This window comes from Pseudomonas sp. Y3 TE3536, assembly GCF_053629175.1.
Window position 1 is genome coordinate 234,094 of the sequence record NZ_JBRJHU010000001.1, and the last position, 15,134, is coordinate 249,227.

At 64.0% G+C, this 15,134-nt stretch carries 14 protein-coding genes and 4 tRNA genes; 4 read left to right on the forward strand and 14 right to left on the reverse strand.

Going from position 1 to position 15,134, the window contains the following annotated elements:
• Positions 1-5 precede the first annotated feature (5 nt).
• Genes AB7M33_RS01025 through AB7M33_RS01045 form a run of 5 tightly spaced genes read right to left on the reverse strand, consistent with a single transcriptional unit; the run spans position 6 to position 3,852 of the window.
• On the reverse strand, positions 6-836 hold the full coding sequence (locus AB7M33_RS01025; protein WP_454242294.1) for a DUF2797 domain-containing protein: 831 nt from the start codon (positions 834-836) through the stop codon (positions 6-8).
• Positions 833-1,093 carry a YeaC family protein gene (locus AB7M33_RS01030; protein WP_051099822.1) on the reverse strand — a complete coding sequence of 87 codons (261 nt, stop codon included), beginning with the start codon at positions 1,091-1,093 and terminating at the stop codon, positions 833-835. Before AB7M33_RS01030 ends, AB7M33_RS01025 begins: the two co-directional genes overlap by 4 nt.
• Before the next feature lie 13 nt (positions 1,094-1,106).
• Positions 1,107-1,994, reverse strand: a complete 888-nt coding sequence (locus tag AB7M33_RS01035; protein ID WP_027596708.1) for a rhomboid family intramembrane serine protease — start codon at positions 1,992-1,994, stop codon at positions 1,107-1,109.
• Positions 1,991-2,962 (reverse strand): metallophosphoesterase, encoded by a 972-nt coding sequence (locus AB7M33_RS01040; protein WP_027596709.1) that lies wholly within the window; start codon positions 2,960-2,962, stop codon positions 1,991-1,993. Before AB7M33_RS01040 ends, AB7M33_RS01035 begins: the two co-directional genes overlap by 4 nt.
• Positions 2,962-3,852, reverse strand: a complete 891-nt coding sequence (locus tag AB7M33_RS01045) for an NAD(+) kinase (RefSeq protein WP_027596710.1) — start codon at positions 3,850-3,852, stop codon at positions 2,962-2,964. The genes AB7M33_RS01040 and AB7M33_RS01045 overlap by 1 nt, the downstream gene beginning before the upstream one ends.
• A gap of 88 nt (positions 3,853-3,940) precedes the next feature.
• On the opposite strand from AB7M33_RS01045, the gene AB7M33_RS01050 reads away from it, so the two are divergent.
• Positions 3,941-4,876, forward strand: a complete 936-nt coding sequence (locus tag AB7M33_RS01050) for a DUF1853 family protein (RefSeq protein ID WP_454242295.1) — start codon at positions 3,941-3,943, stop codon at positions 4,874-4,876.
• Positions 4,877-5,013: 137 nt separating this feature from the next.
• Positions 5,014-5,559, forward strand: coding sequence for a cytochrome b561 (cybB, locus tag AB7M33_RS01055; protein WP_454242296.1), 546 nt, complete (start codon positions 5,014-5,016; stop codon positions 5,557-5,559).
• Here the strand turns inward: cybB and AB7M33_RS01060 are convergent.
• Together AB7M33_RS01060 and AB7M33_RS01065 are read right to left on the reverse strand one after the other, a co-directional pair.
• The gene (locus AB7M33_RS01060; protein WP_454244191.1) at positions 5,550-6,443 is read right to left on the reverse strand and encodes a 1-aminocyclopropane-1-carboxylate deaminase/D-cysteine desulfhydrase; all 894 of its coding nucleotides are present in this window, start codon (positions 6,441-6,443) and stop codon (positions 5,550-5,552) included. The genes cybB and AB7M33_RS01060 overlap by 10 nt on opposite strands.
• 78 nt (positions 6,444-6,521) lie before the next feature.
• Positions 6,522-8,558, reverse strand: a complete 2,037-nt coding sequence (locus tag AB7M33_RS01065) for an oxidoreductase (protein ID WP_454242297.1) — start codon at positions 8,556-8,558, stop codon at positions 6,522-6,524.
• A 190-nt stretch (positions 8,559-8,748) separates the two neighbouring features.
• Between AB7M33_RS01065 and AB7M33_RS01070 the strand changes: the two genes are divergently transcribed.
• Positions 8,749-9,867 carry a nitrilase-related carbon-nitrogen hydrolase gene (locus tag AB7M33_RS01070; RefSeq protein ID WP_027596715.1) on the forward strand — a complete coding sequence of 373 codons (1,119 nt, stop codon included), beginning with the start codon at positions 8,749-8,751 and terminating at the stop codon, positions 9,865-9,867.
• 4 nt (positions 9,868-9,871) lie between these two features.
• A complete protein-coding gene (locus AB7M33_RS01075; protein WP_027596716.1) occupies positions 9,872-10,912 on the forward strand; it encodes an AraC family transcriptional regulator in 1,041 nt (346 codons plus the stop codon).
• Positions 10,913-11,142: 230 nt separating this feature from the next.
• Here the strand turns inward: AB7M33_RS01075 and AB7M33_RS01080 are convergent, their stop codons facing one another.
• The 7 genes from AB7M33_RS01080 to AB7M33_RS01110 form a co-directional block, all read right to left on the reverse strand.
• Complete coding sequence (locus AB7M33_RS01080) at positions 11,143-11,991, reverse strand: DUF2242 domain-containing protein (RefSeq protein ID WP_454242298.1); 849 nt, start codon at positions 11,989-11,991, stop codon at positions 11,143-11,145.
• A gap of 190 nt (positions 11,992-12,181) precedes the next feature.
• A tRNA-Asp gene (locus AB7M33_RS01085) sits at positions 12,182-12,258 on the reverse strand.
• 140 nt (positions 12,259-12,398) lie between these two features.
• Positions 12,399-12,475: transfer RNA gene (locus tag AB7M33_RS01090), tRNA-Asp, on the reverse strand.
• Between the two features lie 101 nt (positions 12,476-12,576).
• Positions 12,577-12,653, reverse strand: a tRNA-Asp gene (locus AB7M33_RS01095).
• A 92-nt stretch (positions 12,654-12,745) separates the two neighbouring features.
• Positions 12,746-12,821, reverse strand: a tRNA-Val gene (locus tag AB7M33_RS01100).
• A 321-nt stretch (positions 12,822-13,142) separates the two neighbouring features.
• Complete coding sequence (locus AB7M33_RS01105; RefSeq protein ID WP_027596718.1) at positions 13,143-13,916, reverse strand: SDR family oxidoreductase; 774 nt, start codon at positions 13,914-13,916, stop codon at positions 13,143-13,145.
• The gene (locus AB7M33_RS01110; protein ID WP_099430085.1) at positions 13,913-15,124 is read right to left on the reverse strand and encodes an O-succinylhomoserine sulfhydrylase; all 1,212 of its coding nucleotides are present in this window, start codon (positions 15,122-15,124) and stop codon (positions 13,913-13,915) included. Before AB7M33_RS01110 ends, AB7M33_RS01105 begins: the two co-directional genes overlap by 4 nt.
• Between the last annotated feature and the right edge of the window lie 10 nt (positions 15,125-15,134).

Below are 15,134 nucleotides of genomic sequence, written 5' to 3' on the forward strand. Positions count from 1 at the left end.
CCTTTTTACTGGAGCACGGCCAACTGGTAGGCCGTGTACTTGCGAATGTTGATCACGCCGGTGTCGAAGATCAGGTACTGGCCCTTGATGCCCAGCAGCGTGCCTTCCACTACCGGGTTCTTGTCCAGGTTGAAGCTGACGATCTTCGTCGGGTAGGCCTCGACCGGGTAACGCATTTGCACCACTTCGGCATCCGGCAGCGGCTGAATCGCCTGCAAGCCGAAGCGCGCTTGCAGCTCGCGCAGGCCGTCGGCGCAGGCATCGAAGATCTGTTCACGAATGGCCACCAGGTCCAGCGCTTCGGCGTCACCCTTGAGCAGAGCGCGCCAGTTGGTGCGGTCCGGTACCTGGCTACGCAGCACGTCTTCGACCAGGCCCGATTGCTGGCGGGTGGCCACGCGCATGATCGGCAGCGCCTGGCTGGCACCCTGGTCGAGCCAACGGGTGGGCAACTGGGTGGCGCGGGTAATGCCGACCTTGACCCCTGACGAGTTGGCCAGGTAGACGACGTGGTCGGTCATGCAGAACTGCTCGCCCCAGGACGGTTCGCGGCAGGTGCCGGCATCATAGTGGCAGCGTTCCGGGGCCATGATGCACACGTCGCACTGGGCCAGCTTGGTCATGCACGGGTAGCAGTAACCCTGGCTGAAGCTGGTCTTGGTGCGCTTGCCGCAATGGCTGCAGTGAATGGCGCCGAGGTACTCGAGGCGCAAGCGCTGGCCGATCAACGGGTTGACCGGCACCTGCTCTTCACCTAGGCGAAAGCTGTATTGCACGACCGGTGCTTCAAGGCGCACCGCCATCTTGCTCAAAGAGCCACGAGCGAGTTCGATCAATGTACCGAGTCCGACTTGAACAGAATGTTAGCGATTGGCGCAGACTTCGAGGCGCACTCTTGCGGCCCCATGTAGCCGGTACGCTGGTCTTCGGGGAGGTTTTTCATTTCCCAGGCGATCACCGCCTGCAGCGACAGCTCTTTCTGCTCGGCAGTGAGCTTGCGGCCATCGGACCATTTGCCGATTTCCACGGCCGTTTTCAGGCTCTCGTAGATCTCGGGAGTAATGTTTTCGATCATTTGCGCGAAAGTGGACATAGCGTCTCCTAATTCAAGCCGACAGTTTACGCCGGGCCATGCCGCCACCCAAGAGCCCTGTCAGGCATCCGATGAGCAGGCCGCCGACGTGGGCGGCGTTGGCGATTTGGCCGAAGCCGAGCTGGCCGACCACGCCAGTCAGGCACACCACCAGCCAGATGAGCATCATCACCAGCACGCCCTTGGGCAGGTTGAAGTGCGGGTTGGGCGCCAGCCACTGGTACAGCCAGATGTGCCCGAGCAGGCCGTACAGCACCCCAGAAAGGCCGCCGAACAGGCTCGCGCCACTGGTGTAGTGCTGGGCCAGGTTGGAAACCAGGCTGAACAACAGGGTCAGGCCCAGCAACAGCCATGGCCCTTGGCGCAGCTCGATGCGCTTGCCCAGTTCCCAGTACCACAGGCTGTTCATGGCCAGGTGCAGCACGCCGAAATGCAGCAGCATCGGCGACACCAGGCGCCACCATTGGCCTTCGGCGAGGCCCTGGGCCAGTGGAGTGAAGTACAGGTAGTCGCCCTGCACGCGGAAGTCGAGGAAGGTGAACCAGCCAATGGTCGAGAAGTTGTCGCCAAGGCCGGTGATGCCGGCAACGATGAAGCACAGCAGCAGGACAGCGGCGGTAACCTTGCAGGCTTTGACCTGGTCTTTGAGGGAGGGTTGTGTGGGGGCACTCGCGGCTGAATCCCCTTCCACAGGGGCCTGCGCAAGCTCAAGGTCGGCGTTACCGTCGGGATAGCGCTGGTAGAGTTGCAGCACATCCTGGGCCAGCGTGTCGGGGGCCCACAGCACCTGGACTTCACCTTCTTCACTGACCCGGTGTGGCACCTGCAAGCGTTGCAGCAGGTGCACGAAGCCGCTGAGGTCGACCGACAGCGGCAGGCGCATCACTTCGATTATGTTCATTGATTGGCCTGTGGGCGGTCGACGTCGACCCAGACGAACTTGTGCGGGTCGATACGGGTTTCATCATCCAGCCGATAGGCGACCAGCTTGCCGTAAAGCACCGCGCTGTAGTCGAGGCAGGCCAGGTTGTCGCGGATCGGCGCCGGGCGGCCGCTGCGCCAGTAGTGGCCGACGAACAACAAAGGCTCGTCCTCGGCATAGCGCAGCAAGGCGTTCTTCTGGGTATGGCTCAGTGGCGTGCTGGCGACGGCTTCAGGCAGCGCATCGGGCTGGAACACGATGTCGCCATAGGTTTGCGGGTCTTCTTCCCAGAACTTGGTGCGGAAGAAGGCGCGGGTCAGGCCATCGCCACCGGTCAGGGTCAAGCCGTCCGGCAGGCGCATGTCGGTGCCCCGCAGCAGGCGATTGCACACGGTGGCGGCAAAGCTGCCGGGCACGGCCGAGGCCTGGATGAAATGTTCGTCGATGCGCCCGTCCGGGTATTGCTGGCGCAGCGGCTCGATCAGCCGTGGGTCCCAGCAGGCATGCACCAGGCGGAAACGCCCGGCGTCGACGAACAGCGGCAGTTCGTAGAACCAGTTGACGAAGTCATGCCAGTCGCCCGGGTGGTGGGCGAACTGCGTGAGGGTCTCGTCGATCAGCCTGGCATGGCGTGGCGTGTGTTCGCGCACATGGGCCTTGCCGCTGCCGGGCAGCGCCGGGGTGACCCAGCCCAGGGCGTTGTACTCATGGTTGCCCATGATGCAGAACGCCTGGCCGGCTTCGACCATGTCGTGCACGATGTGCAATGCCTCGCGGATGCGCGGCCCACGGTCGACGATGTCGCCCAGGAACAATGCCTGGCGCCGCGGGTGACGCCAGACGCCGGCCACGCGCTTGTAACCGAGGGCGTCGAGCAAGCGTTCAAGGGTCAGCGCACAGCCATGCACGTCACCGATGATGTCAAAACTTCGCGCCGGATCGAGCATCAGTCGTCCCTGCTTCCAAGGCGGCTGCCCCAGCCGAGTTTGGTACGGCACACTTCGTAGTAGTTATGGTCCAGCGGGTGGATCAGGCGCAGTTTCTGCGGCTTCTTGCTCACCGTGATGGTGTCGCCAGGGGCGCAGGTGAAGTGGTTCTGGCCGTCACAGGACACCTGCGGGTAAATCTGCAGGTCCTTGGCCACGACAATCTTCAGCTCGCTGTTGCCGTCCACCACGATCGGCCGGCCCGACAGGGTATGCGGGTACATCGGCACGATGACGATAGCGTCGAGCTTGGGGTGCATGATCGGGCCGCCGGCCGACAACGCGTAGGCGGTCGAGCCGGTCGGGGTGGCAACGATCAGGCCGTCGGCCTTCTGGCTGCAGACGAACTGGCCGTCGATGTAGATTTCGAACTCGATCATCCGCGTCGACTTGCCGGGGTGCAGGACCACGTCGTTAAGCGCATCGCCCTGGCCGATGGCCTCGTGGTGACGGCGCACTTCGGCCTGCAGCAGGAAGCGGTTTTCCACCAGGTAGTGGCCGTCGAGCACTTCGGCGACCTTTTCTTCCAGCTCGTCAGGGCGGATGTCGGTGAGAAAGCCCAAGTTGCCGCGGTTGATGCCGAGCACCGGGATGTTGTGCCGGGCCAGCGCGCGGGCGGCGCCGAGCAGGCTGCCGTCACCGCCGACGACGATGACCAGGTCGCAGACCTCGCCCAGCAGCTTGCGCGTGGACGTCTGCAGGCCGTGGCCGGGCAGGACTTCAGCGATGGTGTCCTCGAGGATCACGTGCAGGTGGCGCTCGAGGAGGAATTTTTTCAGTCGGCGAATGGTGTCGAGCACCTGCGAGCTGCCAAGGCGTCCGATGATACCGATATTGCGAAATTGCTCCATGGGGCTCCTGCGAGGCTCTGCGGCGGGTGACTATGCGCCGATTATGGGCGAAACGACCGGGTAGCGGCAAACCGGCTATGCTCGCTGGATGATGCCTTTCGCCGAACTCCACGACTTGCCTCGCCAGTTGCGCCGCCCTGCCGTGCGCGACCTGGCCTGGGCATTGCTGTCGCCCCCGCTGCTGAGCGCCCCGCCCTGCCCCCAGCGCCACCCGTTGGCCGGCAGCGCCTGGGCCGATGATCCGCAACGCCTGAAAGCCTGGCTGCTGGCCCTGGATGCCGACGAGCAAGCGCTGCGCGACAGGCTGGCGCGCCTGACCAGTCGGCGGCTGGGCCTGTACTACGAATGCCTCTGGCAGTTCGCCCTGGGCCAGGCGCCGGGCCTTGAGTTGCTGGCAGCGAACCTGGCGATTCGCGCAGGCGGGCAGACGTTGGGTGAGCTGGACATTCTGCTGCGGGATGACGAGGGGGTGCAGCATTTCGAGTTGGCCATCAAGTTTTACCTGGGGCCTACCCACAGCGATGGCCGAGACCCGACGCAATGGCTTGGCCCAGGTTGCCATGACCGGCTGGGGATCAAACTGGCGCACCTGACTGGGCATCAGTTGCCGATGTCCAGTGGCGCACAGAGCCGCGCGGCCTTGGCCGGGCTTGGCGTGCAGCAGGTGCAGGCGCATCTGTGGCTGGCCGGTTACCTGTTCTACCCCTGGCCTGGGCAGGCAGAAGCGCCCGAGGGGGCCAACCCACTGCACCTGCGCGGGCGCTGGTTGCGGCGGCGGGATTGGTCGATGGCCACTGGCGAACGCTGGCAGCCTTTGCCCCGCGATGCCTGGTTGGCACCGGCGCGGGTCGAGGCGGATGAGTGCTGGACGGCACTGCAGTTCGGGGCCTGGCTGCAGGGGCTGGATGAGCATGCGCCGGCGCAGATGCTGGTCAGGCTGGAGCAAGAAGCCGAGGGTGCCTGGCATGAAGTGGAGCGGGTGTTTTTGGTGGCTGATAGCTGGCCACTTTTGCCCACGCGATGATTGCGCCCGCGAAGAGGCCGGTACAAGCAACACAATTTTCACCGACCTGGAGCAAAGATTGGTTCCCTCAAGCGGATACAGTGAGTGCTGAGCGTCACCAAGAGCGCCACTTCAAGACCTGATGACGAGGATCCTCCATGGTTTCATCCACCCCCACACAACATTACGCGCGCCTGTCCATCGCCCTGCATTGGCTGATGCTGGTGCTACTGGCCGTCGTATACGCCTGCATCGAGTTTCGCGGCCTGTTCCCCAAGGACAGCGCCGAGCGCAACCTGATGAAGGACCTGCACTTCATGCTGGGCCTGACCGTGTTCCTGCTGGTCTGGCTGCGCCTGGCCGTGCGCCTGAGCCGCCCCACCCCGCCCATCCTGCCCAAGCCACCGGCCTGGCAGACCGGCCTTGCCCACCTGATGCACCTGGCGCTGTACCTGCTGATGATCGGCCTGCCCCTGGCCGGCTGGCTGATCTTGAGCGCCGCCGACAAGCCAGTCCCCTTCTACGGGCTGGAACTGCCGCACCTCATCGGCGCGGACCCAGACCAGGCCAAATTCATCAAAGGCTGGCATGAACGCATCGGCAGCTGGGGTTACTGGCTGATCGGCCTGCATGCATTGGCCGGGCTGTATCACCACTACGTGCAGCGCGACAACACGCTGCTGCGCATGCTGCCCTACAAATAACCGCGCCGGCCTTGCAGGCCGCCGGTATGCAGCACGATCAGGCGGGTGCCGGGCGCGAACAGGCCGGCCTCGACCTGCTCGCGTAGCGCCAGCAGGGCCTTGCCGGTGTAGAGCGCTTCCAGCGGCACGCCTGTGTGCCGCTCGCAAGCGTCGATGAACGCCAGCAGTTCGTCGTCGATCCGAGCGAAACCGCCTCGGCAGGCATCATGCAGTTGATAGCCACTGCCGCCGGCCAGATCCCTCACAACGTCCGGCACGCCGTGATCGCGGGGCACTGCCAGCGCGCCGTGCACGTCATGCGCGCCCGCCTCTTCCAGCACCAGGCCGGCCAACGTTGTACCGGTACCCACGGCCAGCCACCAGGCGCTGTAATCGTCCCAACCGATCTCGGCCAGTTGCGCGCGCGCCTGCGCGACGATCAACCCGCAACCCTGCGCGCCGGCCAAGCCGCCGCCGCCTTCGGGAATGCAGTGCCAACCAGGGTAACGTGCCAGCCATGGTTGCCAGAAACCCGCCTCATGACGGGCGCGGTAGCCACCATAGCCGAGCCAGTGCACGTGCATGCCCAACGCCTGCAGATCGCGCACCGTGGGCGTGTCCTGGGGGTGGCCACGCAGCAGGCCGGCCGTGGCGAAGCCAAAGCGTTTGCCGGCAGCGGCCAGGGCATGAAGGTGGTTGGAGTGACTGCCGCCGAGGCTGATCAGGCCAGGGGCACCTGATTCATGAGCGTGCTGGAGGTGGTGGCGCAGCTTGAACCACTTGTTGCCGCTGATCAGGGGGTCGATCAGGTCCAGGCGCAGAATGGCGACTTCGACCTTGGCGCTCTGTAGCCAGGGCAGGTTCAAGGGGTGTAGAGGAGCCTGGGGCAGGTCGAGAAAATCGATAGACATGGAACGGGGCCTGAAGCGAAGGCTTCAGTTTATCAGCGAACATCGGGGGCCGCTTCGCGGCCCCCGGCTATCTCAAAGCTCGGCAGCCAACCGCGAGCCTTGGTTGATCGCCCGCTTGGCATCCAGCTCGGCCGCCACATCCGCGCCACCAATCAAGTGCACCGACTGGCCTGCGGCCAGCAAGCCTTCTTGCAGCTCTCGCAGCGGCTCCTGCCCGGCACAGATCACCACGTTGTCCACCGCCAGCAATTGCGGCTCACCACCGCCGACCCGAATATGCAAGCCGGCATCATCGATACCCAGGTACTCCACGCCATTGAGCATCTGCACCTGCTTGTTCTTCAGCCCCGTCCGGTGGATCCAGCCGGTGGTCTTGCCCAACCCGTCGCCAACCTTGGACTGCTTGCGCTGCAGCAGATACACCTGGCGTGCCGGCGCGTGCGGCGCAGCCTTGATGCCGGCCACACCACCGCGGGCCTCGAGCTGGGTGTCAATGCCCCACTCTTTCCAGAACGCCTCGCGGTCCTGGCTGCTGGCCACGCCCTGGTGTACCAGGTATTCGGACACATCGAAACCGATGCCACCCGCGCCAATCACCGCGACAGCCTGGCCGACTGGCTTACGCTGGAGCAGCACGTCCAGGTAGCTGAGCACCTTGGCATGCTCGACCCCCGGGATCGCGGGCGTACGCGGCGCGATGCCGGTGGCCAGGATAACCTCGTCGAAGCGGCCGTCCACCAGCGCCTGTACATCGACGCGGGTGTTCAGGCGCAGGTCTACGCCAGTGCTGCTCAGCTTGTTACGGAAATAGCGCAGGGTCTCGAAGAACTCTTCCTTGCCCGGCACCCGCTTGGCCACGTTGAACTGCCCGCCGATCTCGCCAGCGGCATCGAACAAGGTCACCTGGTGGCCCCGCTCGGCGGCCACGGTGGCGGCAGCCAGGCCGGCCGGGCCAGCACCGACAACGGCAATACGCTTCACGGTGCGCACTGGCAGGTAGTTGAGTTCGGTCTCGTGGCAGGCGCGCGGGTTGACCAGGCAACTGGTCAGCTTGCCGCCGAAGGTGTGGTCCAGGCAGGCTTGGTTGCAACCGATGCAGGTGTTGATCTCGTCAGCGCGCCCGGCAGCGGCCTTGTTGACGAAGTCCGGGTCGGCCAGGAACGGCCGGGCCATCGAAACCATGTCGGCATCGCCTTCGGCGAGCACCGCCTCGGCGACTTCCGGGGTGTTGATGCGGTTGGTGGTGATCAGCGGAATGCTCACGGTGCCACGCAGCTTGGCGGTGACCTTGCTGAACGCCGCCCGCGGCACTTTGGTGGCGATGGTCGGGATACGTGCTTCGTGCCACCCGATACCGGTGTTGATCAGGGTCGCGCCCGCCTGCTCGATGGCCTTGGCCAGCAGCTCGATTTCGTCCCAGGTGCTGCCCCCTTCGACCAGGTCGAGCATCGACAGGCGGAAGATGATGATGAAGTTCGGGCCCACCGCGCCGCGCACACGGCTGACGATCTCGACAGCCAGGCGCATGCGGTTTTCATAGCTGCCCCCCCACCTGTCGGTACGGTGGTTGGTGTGGGCGGCCAGGAACTGGTTGATGAAGTAGCCTTCCGAACCCATGATCTCAACGCCGTCATAGCCGGCCCGCTGGGCCAGCGCGGCGCAATTGACGAAGTCGACGATCTGTTTCTCGATGCCTGCTTCGTCCAGTTCTTTGGGCTTGAACGGGTTGATCGGCGCCTGGATCGCGCTGGGCGCGACCTGGCGCGGGCTGTAGGCATAGCGCCCGGCATGGAGGATCTGCAGGCAGATCTTGCCGCCAGCGGCATGCACCGCCTCGGTCACGATGCGGTGCTTGTCGGCCTCTTCCTCGGTGCTGAGCTTGGCAGCGCCGGAATAGACGCCGCCCTCGTCATTCGGAGCGATACCGCCGGTGACCATCAGGCCGACGCCGCCACGGGCGCGCTCGGCAAAATAGGCCGCCATGCGCTCGAAGCCGCCGGGGCGTTCTTCAAGGCCCGTGTGCATCGAGCCCATCAGGGTGCGGTTGCGCAAGGTGGTGAAGCCCAGGTCGAGCGGTGCGAGCAGGTGCGGATAACGGTCGGCAGCCATGGAATGTCCCCCTGTGGCGTGATCACGGAATGCGGGTGCCTCGCCAGCTGGCGGGCCCCGTCGTTTATCTGCCACTGACATTAAACAGCTGTTTGAACAGCCTCAATGATCGAAACTGACAACTTATTGATCCTCCCGTACAGCAGGGCTACCCTAGACAACTCCAACTTCCAAGGCGCTGTACCGCTTCATGCGAAAACTTTTGGCAAGCGCCCTGGCGCTGGTGATGATTGCCGCCCTGTGCGGCTACGGCTTCTGGACCCAGCAGCGCCCGGAAGGCCACTACCTTTCCGACCTGCGCATCGAGCTGGCGCTCAACCATGGCGTGCCCGGTGAGCGAGGCAATTTGCTTGGCGTCGAACCGCTGCTCTACCCCAGTGACTACCAGAACCTGCAACGCCTGCACCGCAAGCTTTCGGCCTATTTGCAGCAGGCTCGCGTACAGGGGCTGGTCGGCCCACGTACGGTAGTGGTGCTGCCTGAGCACATCGGTACCTGGCTGTGGGCACGGGGTGAAAAGAACGAGCTGTACCAAGTCACGCAGAGCCGCGAGGCCTTGCAATGGCTGGAACTGAGCAACCCGCTGCGCTATGGCCTGGCCATGCTGCGCGCCAACGCCGACGACTGGCGCAGCGACGCCCACCTGCGCATGAAGGCCGAGCAGATGGCCGCCGATTATCAGCAGTTGTTCGGTGGCCTGGCCAAGGAGTTTGGCGTCACCCTGGTGGCCGGCTCCATCGTGCTGCCGGCCCCCTATGTCAAACAAGGCGTGCTGCACGCCGGCAATGGCCCGCTGTACAACAGCAGCGTGGTGTTTGCCGGCGACGGCTCGCTGCTGGGCCAGCCACAGCGTCAGCAGTACCCGGACAGCGAAACGCGCCGCTTCATTCATGATGGCCGCCAGCAACCGCTGCAGGTGCTGCAAACCCCGGCCGGGCGCCTGGGCGTGCTGGTCGGCAGTGACAGCTGGTACCCGGAAAACCACCAGCAACTGACACAACAATCCGTGCAATTGATCGCCAACCCGGTATTCCTCAGTGGCAAAGGCAGCTGGGAGGCGCCATGGCGTGGCAATCGCCATCAGGACGCGGCGGCCGAACTCGCCCTCAAGCGTGGCGAAGTCAGCGAACAAAACGCCTGGCAACGCCTGACCCAGGCCGCTGGCGAAGACGTCAGCAGCATGAGCGTGTTCATGCGTGGGCAGTTCTGGGAGCAGGCCAGCGATGGCCAGGGCTTCGCCCATCAGTCGGGTCAACTGCTGGCGGGCAACCCCAGCCATGGCGCCCGCCTGCTGAACCTCTGGTTGTAACCCCGTGGCCCGCCCCCGCGTGCGCCTGGGTGATCTGTCGGTAGGGTTTGTCCAGCCACTGGCCGAGGCCCTGCGCGTGCTGGGCCACGACCCTGCGCCCCTGCTGCAACGCTATGGCCTGGATGCGGCACGCCTGGCCGAAGCCGGAGCCCGCCTGTCGATCCCGCGTTACATGCACCTTGGGCATGCCGCCATCGCGCTGTGCGCCGAGCCGGCGCTGGGCCTGCACATGGGCCGGCTCAGCCGCCTGGCGCATGCAGGCCTTGCGGGCATCACCGCGGCCCAGGCGCCCACCGTGGGCGAAGCGGCGCGCACCTTGTTGCGCTTTGAGCCGCTGTACGCTGCCAACTACCGGGGCCACTCGCGCTTTCAGGAAGATGCCCAAGGCGCCTGGCTGCGGTTTTACTCCATCAGCCCCTACAACACCTACAACCGCTTCGTGGTCGACTCCCTGCTCGCCGGCTGGCTGGCGCAACTGGGCGACCTGGCGGGGACTGTGCTGCAGGCCGAACGGCTTGAAATTGAATTTGCCGCGCCGCCCTATGCCGCCCAATACCAGGCGCTGTGCAGCACCCCAGTGCAGTTCGGCGCCGACGGTAATCAACTGCGCCTTAGCCGCGCCACCCTGCAGATGGCCAACCCGCAGCATTGCCCGAGCACCTGGCAGCACCTGCTACAGCTTTGCGAAGCGGAGTTGCAGCAGCGCACGCGGGTGCGCAGCCTCGGTGAACGCATCACGCACCTGCTCGGCCCGCTGCTCAATGGCGGCCGCGAGCCGGACCTGGACGAAGTGGCGCTGAGCCTGCAGTTGCCGACCTGGACATTGCGGCGCAAGCTGGCCGAAGAAGGGACGCGTTTTCGCGACGTGTTGAACGAGACACGGCGCGACCTGGCCGAAACCTACATCCGTGACACGGAGCTGGCTTTCGGCGAAATCGCTTATCTGTTGGGGTTTGCTTCGGCAGAGGCTTTCCAGCGCGCATTCAAGCGCTGGACCGGCCTCACGCCGGGGGAGTTTCGCCGCAGTCAGCGGCAGGCCGGCTAAAGCTCGGTGGCGTCGTCGGCGGGTTCCGGGGGGTCCAGTTCGTATGCCTGGAACTCGAGCAGCTCTTCCTGATATTCATCCATTGCCCTGCGTCCTCTTTTCTCATTTGTCTTCGTAGATGTCGCCTTCAACCTAAGCAGGTTGGGTGAAGGAATGATGACAAGCTCATGAGAAGTAAACGTAGCAGGTATCGACGGCGTTATCGCCGCCTGTCTGTAACAGGGAATGTGTCAAAGCGCCGCGGGTGCGGGCTCTGCAGGCTGTGCCTCTTGTTGCACCTGAATAGGCGCAGGTTCGGCGGGCGGCGCTACTGGCTGCGACCCCTGGCTGTCATTCGCCACTGGCGCCGCTGGCACTTCGCTGGCGGGGGCAACGGCGGCAGGTGCAGGCGTGCTTTCAGCCGCTGGTGTGGCTTCAGCCGCAGGCGTTACCGGAGCGGCCACAGGCGCTGCAGCCGCCTGCTCCGGCAGCCCCAGGTCTACGGCTGGCTTTTCAACCTTGGGTGCGGGCGCCTCAGGCTCGACTTTGGACTTAGCCTTGCTGGCCTTTTTCGGCTTCGGCAGATAGCTCTCTACCAGTGCGAAGTAACGGTCGTAGAACTGCGCCGCCGTCACCGTCTCACTGGCGACCTTGACCATCGAGTCATCACTGGAGCCTATCGGCATGGACACCGAACCCAGCACGCCCACGCCAAGGCTGGCGGAAGTGTTGGATTTCTTCAGGCTGTAGCGGTCCTGCAGGGCGTTGGCGAACATGGTCGAGCGCTGCTCGTCGCTCACGTCGGGTGCGCAGGTAACGTTGAAGCTGATCTGCAGGTGGTTTTCGCTGTTCTGCTGAAAGCTCTTGTTGCCGGTCACCTGGTTGGCGCCGCTGCTGGTAATGATGTAACCCTGGCTGAGCAAGGCGCGGCGAGCGGCCTCGCAGGAGCCGGCATCGGTCACCGGGAAGCTGCGCGAGAAGGTGCCCGAGTCATCGAAGTTCTCGTGCTCGTAGATGGCGGCTTTTTTCGAGGAACAACCGGTCACGCCCGCCAGCACCAGGGCCAGCCCGAGCGCACCAAAGACGGATGATCTGGTCATTGCGAATTCCGGGTAAGTCGAGAAGGTGCCTATTGTGCATCACTGCGCACGGGCACTGAAACCGTTCATCCGTGAAGAGTCTGTCAGCTTCGTGTAAATGTGGACTGGCGGGGGCGTTAAAACGAAAAAAGCGACCCTAAGGTCGCTTTTCACGTTGCTTCGAGGCGTTCAAGGGGCCTCGAGGCGAAGATGGCGCAGCGGACGGGACTCGAACCCGCGACCCCCGGCGTGACAGGCCGGTATTCTAACCGACTGAACTACCGCTGCGTATCGCTTGGGCTTGCGCCCAGTTGAAACCTGTTGCCCGCTTACTGGCCAAGGGCACAGTGAAGTCAGGCACAAAAAAAGCGACACGTTGATCGCTCTTTTTGTTGCTTCGAAGCGTTCAAGGGGCTTCGAAGCGAAGATGGCGCAGCGGACGGGACTCGAACCCGCGACCCCCGGCGTGACAGGCCGGTATTCTAACCGACTGAACTACCGCTGCGTATCGTTCAGGCTTGCGCCCGATTGAAACTGGGATCGACCTCAGGCATATTTGCCTTTCGGTCTCAGACCGGTGCAAGGCACCCATCTGTTACTAAAAAGTGGCGCAGCGGACGGGACTCGAACCCGCGACCCCCGGCGTGACAGGCCGGTATTCTAACCGACTGAACTACCGCTGCGCATAGTGACTTACGTCGTGGCTTATCAGGCCTTGTTCCTCTCTGGCTATCTGCTTCTTTCGAAGCTTCCTGCACCAGGAACGCTCAGGAAGTGGTGGGTGATGACGGGATCGAACCGCCGACCCTCTGCTTGTAAGGCAGATGCTCTCCCGGCTGAGCTAATCACCCCCGCGATGTTGCTTGTTGCGTTTGCTTCGCTGAGGCCGCGAAATTTACGCAGGTACCGATGCTAAGTCAATACCCCCATTGAATTTTTTTTCAAAAAGGGCAAAAAAGAGGTTTGCCAGTGCGAGGGCAATGGATCGATCCCGCCTTCACTGTAGGAGCAGCCTTGTGCTGCGAAGAGGCCGGTGAATGCACCAATGATTCAGCATGACCTCACGGCCCTCAACGCAGCACAAGGCTGCCCCTACACCAAGTGGTCGCACGATGATTAATCGCTGGAAACAAGAAGGGGACCTTTCGGTCCCCTTCTTAACATCTGACAGCTCAGGTGTAGATCATCTTGCGGGTCATGCCGCCATCGACCACGAACTCCTGGCCGGTGACGAAAGCCGCTTGGCGCGACAACAGCCAGGCCACCATGGCCGCCACGTCTTCCACCGTCCCTACCCTGCCCGTCGGGTGCTGGGCATGGTCGGCATCGGTCAACGGTTCGGCACGGCGCTGGGAAGGGTCTCGTGCATCGATCCAGCCCGGGCTCACCGCATTGACGCGGATCTCCGGGCCCAGGCTCATGGCCAGGGCATGGGTCAACGCAACCAGGCCGCCCTTGCTTGCCGCATAGGCTTCGGTGTCCGGTTCGGACTGCCGTGCCCGGGTCGAGGTCAGGTTGACGATCGCCCCGTTATGCGCACGCAGGTAAGGTGCGCAATGCTTGGCCAGCAGCATCGGGCCATTGAGGTTGACCGCCAGTACGCGGTTCCATTGCGCCAGGCTAAGGCTTTCCAGCGTCTGGTTGTGCGGGTTGGCGATGGCCGCATTGCACACCAGCGCGTCGAGCCGACCGAACTGCCCCAGTACCTCGGACACCCCGGCACTGACCTGCGCCTCGTCGGCAACGTCCATGGTGATGAACCAGGCGTTGTCACCCAACGCCTTGGCCACCTTGGCCCCGCGTGGGCGGTCAAGGTCGCTGAGCACCACCTGCCAGCCTTCGCAGATCAACCAGGCGGCAATCCCCAGGCCGATGCCGCGAGCGGCACCGGTCACCAAGGCTACCCGGCCGTTATGGCCTGGCTTACTGCCGCTGATTTCAATCACAGTGCCGCCAACCCACGCGCGAGGTCTGCCTGCAGGTCGGCCACATCTTCAAGGCCCACGGCAACGCGGACCAGGCTGTCGCGGATACCCGCTGCCTCACGCTCCTGCGGCGACAAGCGGCCGTGGGAAGTGGTGGCAGGGTGCGCGATGGTGGTCTTGCTGTCACCCAGGTTGGTGGTGATCGAGATGACCCGCGTGGCATCGATGAAGCGCCAGGCGCCTTCTTTGCCGCCCTTGACCTCGAAGCTGACCACCGCACCAAAGCCGCTCATCTGGCGCTTGGCCAGTTCGTGCTGAGGGTGGCTTGGCAAGCCGGCGTAATGCACCTTCTCGATGCCGTCCTGCTGCTCCAGCCACTCAGCCAGGTGCTGAGCGCTCTCGCAGTGCGCACGCATGCGCAGCTTGAGCGTTTCCAGGCCCTTGGTGAAGATCCACGCATTGAACGGGCTGAGGGTCGGGCCTGCGGTACGCAGGAAGCCCACCACTTCTTTCATCTGCTCACTGCGCCCAGCCACCACACCGCCCATGCAACGGCCTTGGCCATCGATGAACTTGGTTGCCGAGTGGAACACGATGTCGGCACCCAGCTTGAGCGGCTGCTGCAGTGCCGGGGTGCTGAAGCAGTTGTCCACCACCAGCATGGCGCCACGCGCGTGGGCGACTTCGCTGAGGGCAGTGATATCGACCAGCTCGGCCAGCGGGTTGGACGGCGACTCGACGATCAGCAGCTTGGTATTGGCCTTGATGGCCTTTTCCCAACCCGACAGGTCGACCAGCGGCACATAGTCCACCTCGACGCCGAAGCGCTTGAAGTATTTCTCGAACAGGCTGATGGTCGAGCCAAATACGCTCTGCGACACCAGCACATGGTCACCGGCGCTGCACAGCGACATGACCACGGCGAGGATCGCCGCCATACCGGTGGACGTCGCCACTGCCTGCTCGGCGCCCTCCATGGCCGCCAGGCGTTCCTCGAAGGCACGCACAGTCGGGTTGGTGTAGCGCGAGTAGACGTTACCCGGCGTTTCGCCAGCAAAGCGTGCAGCCGCATCGGCGGCCGTACGGAAAACATAGCTGGAGGTCAGGAACAGCGCTTCGCTGTGCTCGGCCTCCGGTGTACGGTTTTGCCCGGCGCGCACCGCCAGGGTGTCGAAACCGACACCCTCGAGGTCACTGTCCAGTCGTCCGGCATCCCATTGATCCGTCATGCCGTCGCTC

Bases quoted from the DNA above. Each gene is read 5' to 3' on its own strand.
- AB7M33_RS01030 (WP_051099822.1), bottom strand. From the start codon at position 1,093: ATGTCCACTTTCGCGCAAATGATCGAAAACATTACTCCCGAGATCTAC.
- AB7M33_RS01035 (WP_027596708.1), bottom strand. From the start codon at position 1,994: ATGAACATAATCGAAGTGATGCGCCTGCCGCTGTCGGTCGACCTCAGC.
- AB7M33_RS01040 (WP_027596709.1), bottom strand. From the start codon at position 2,962: ATGCTCGATCCGGCGCGAAGTTTTGACATCATCGGTGACGTGCATGGC.
- AB7M33_RS01045 (WP_027596710.1), bottom strand. From the start codon at position 3,852: ATGGAGCAATTTCGCAATATCGGTATCATCGGACGCCTTGGCAGCTCG.
- AB7M33_RS01050 (WP_454242295.1), top strand. From the start codon at position 3,941: ATGATGCCTTTCGCCGAACTCCACGACTTGCCTCGCCAGTTGCGCCGC.
- cybB (WP_454242296.1), top strand. From the start codon at position 5,014: ATGGTTTCATCCACCCCCACACAACATTACGCGCGCCTGTCCATCGCC.
- AB7M33_RS01065 (WP_454242297.1), bottom strand. From the start codon at position 8,558: ATGGCTGCCGACCGTTATCCGCACCTGCTCGCACCGCTCGACCTGGGC.
- AB7M33_RS01070 (WP_027596715.1), top strand. From the start codon at position 8,749: ATGCGAAAACTTTTGGCAAGCGCCCTGGCGCTGGTGATGATTGCCGCC.
- AB7M33_RS01080 (WP_454242298.1), bottom strand. From the start codon at position 11,991: ATGACCAGATCATCCGTCTTTGGTGCGCTCGGGCTGGCCCTGGTGCTG.
- AB7M33_RS01110 (WP_099430085.1), bottom strand. From the start codon at position 15,124: ATGACGGATCAATGGGATGCCGGACGACTGGACAGTGACCTCGAGGGT.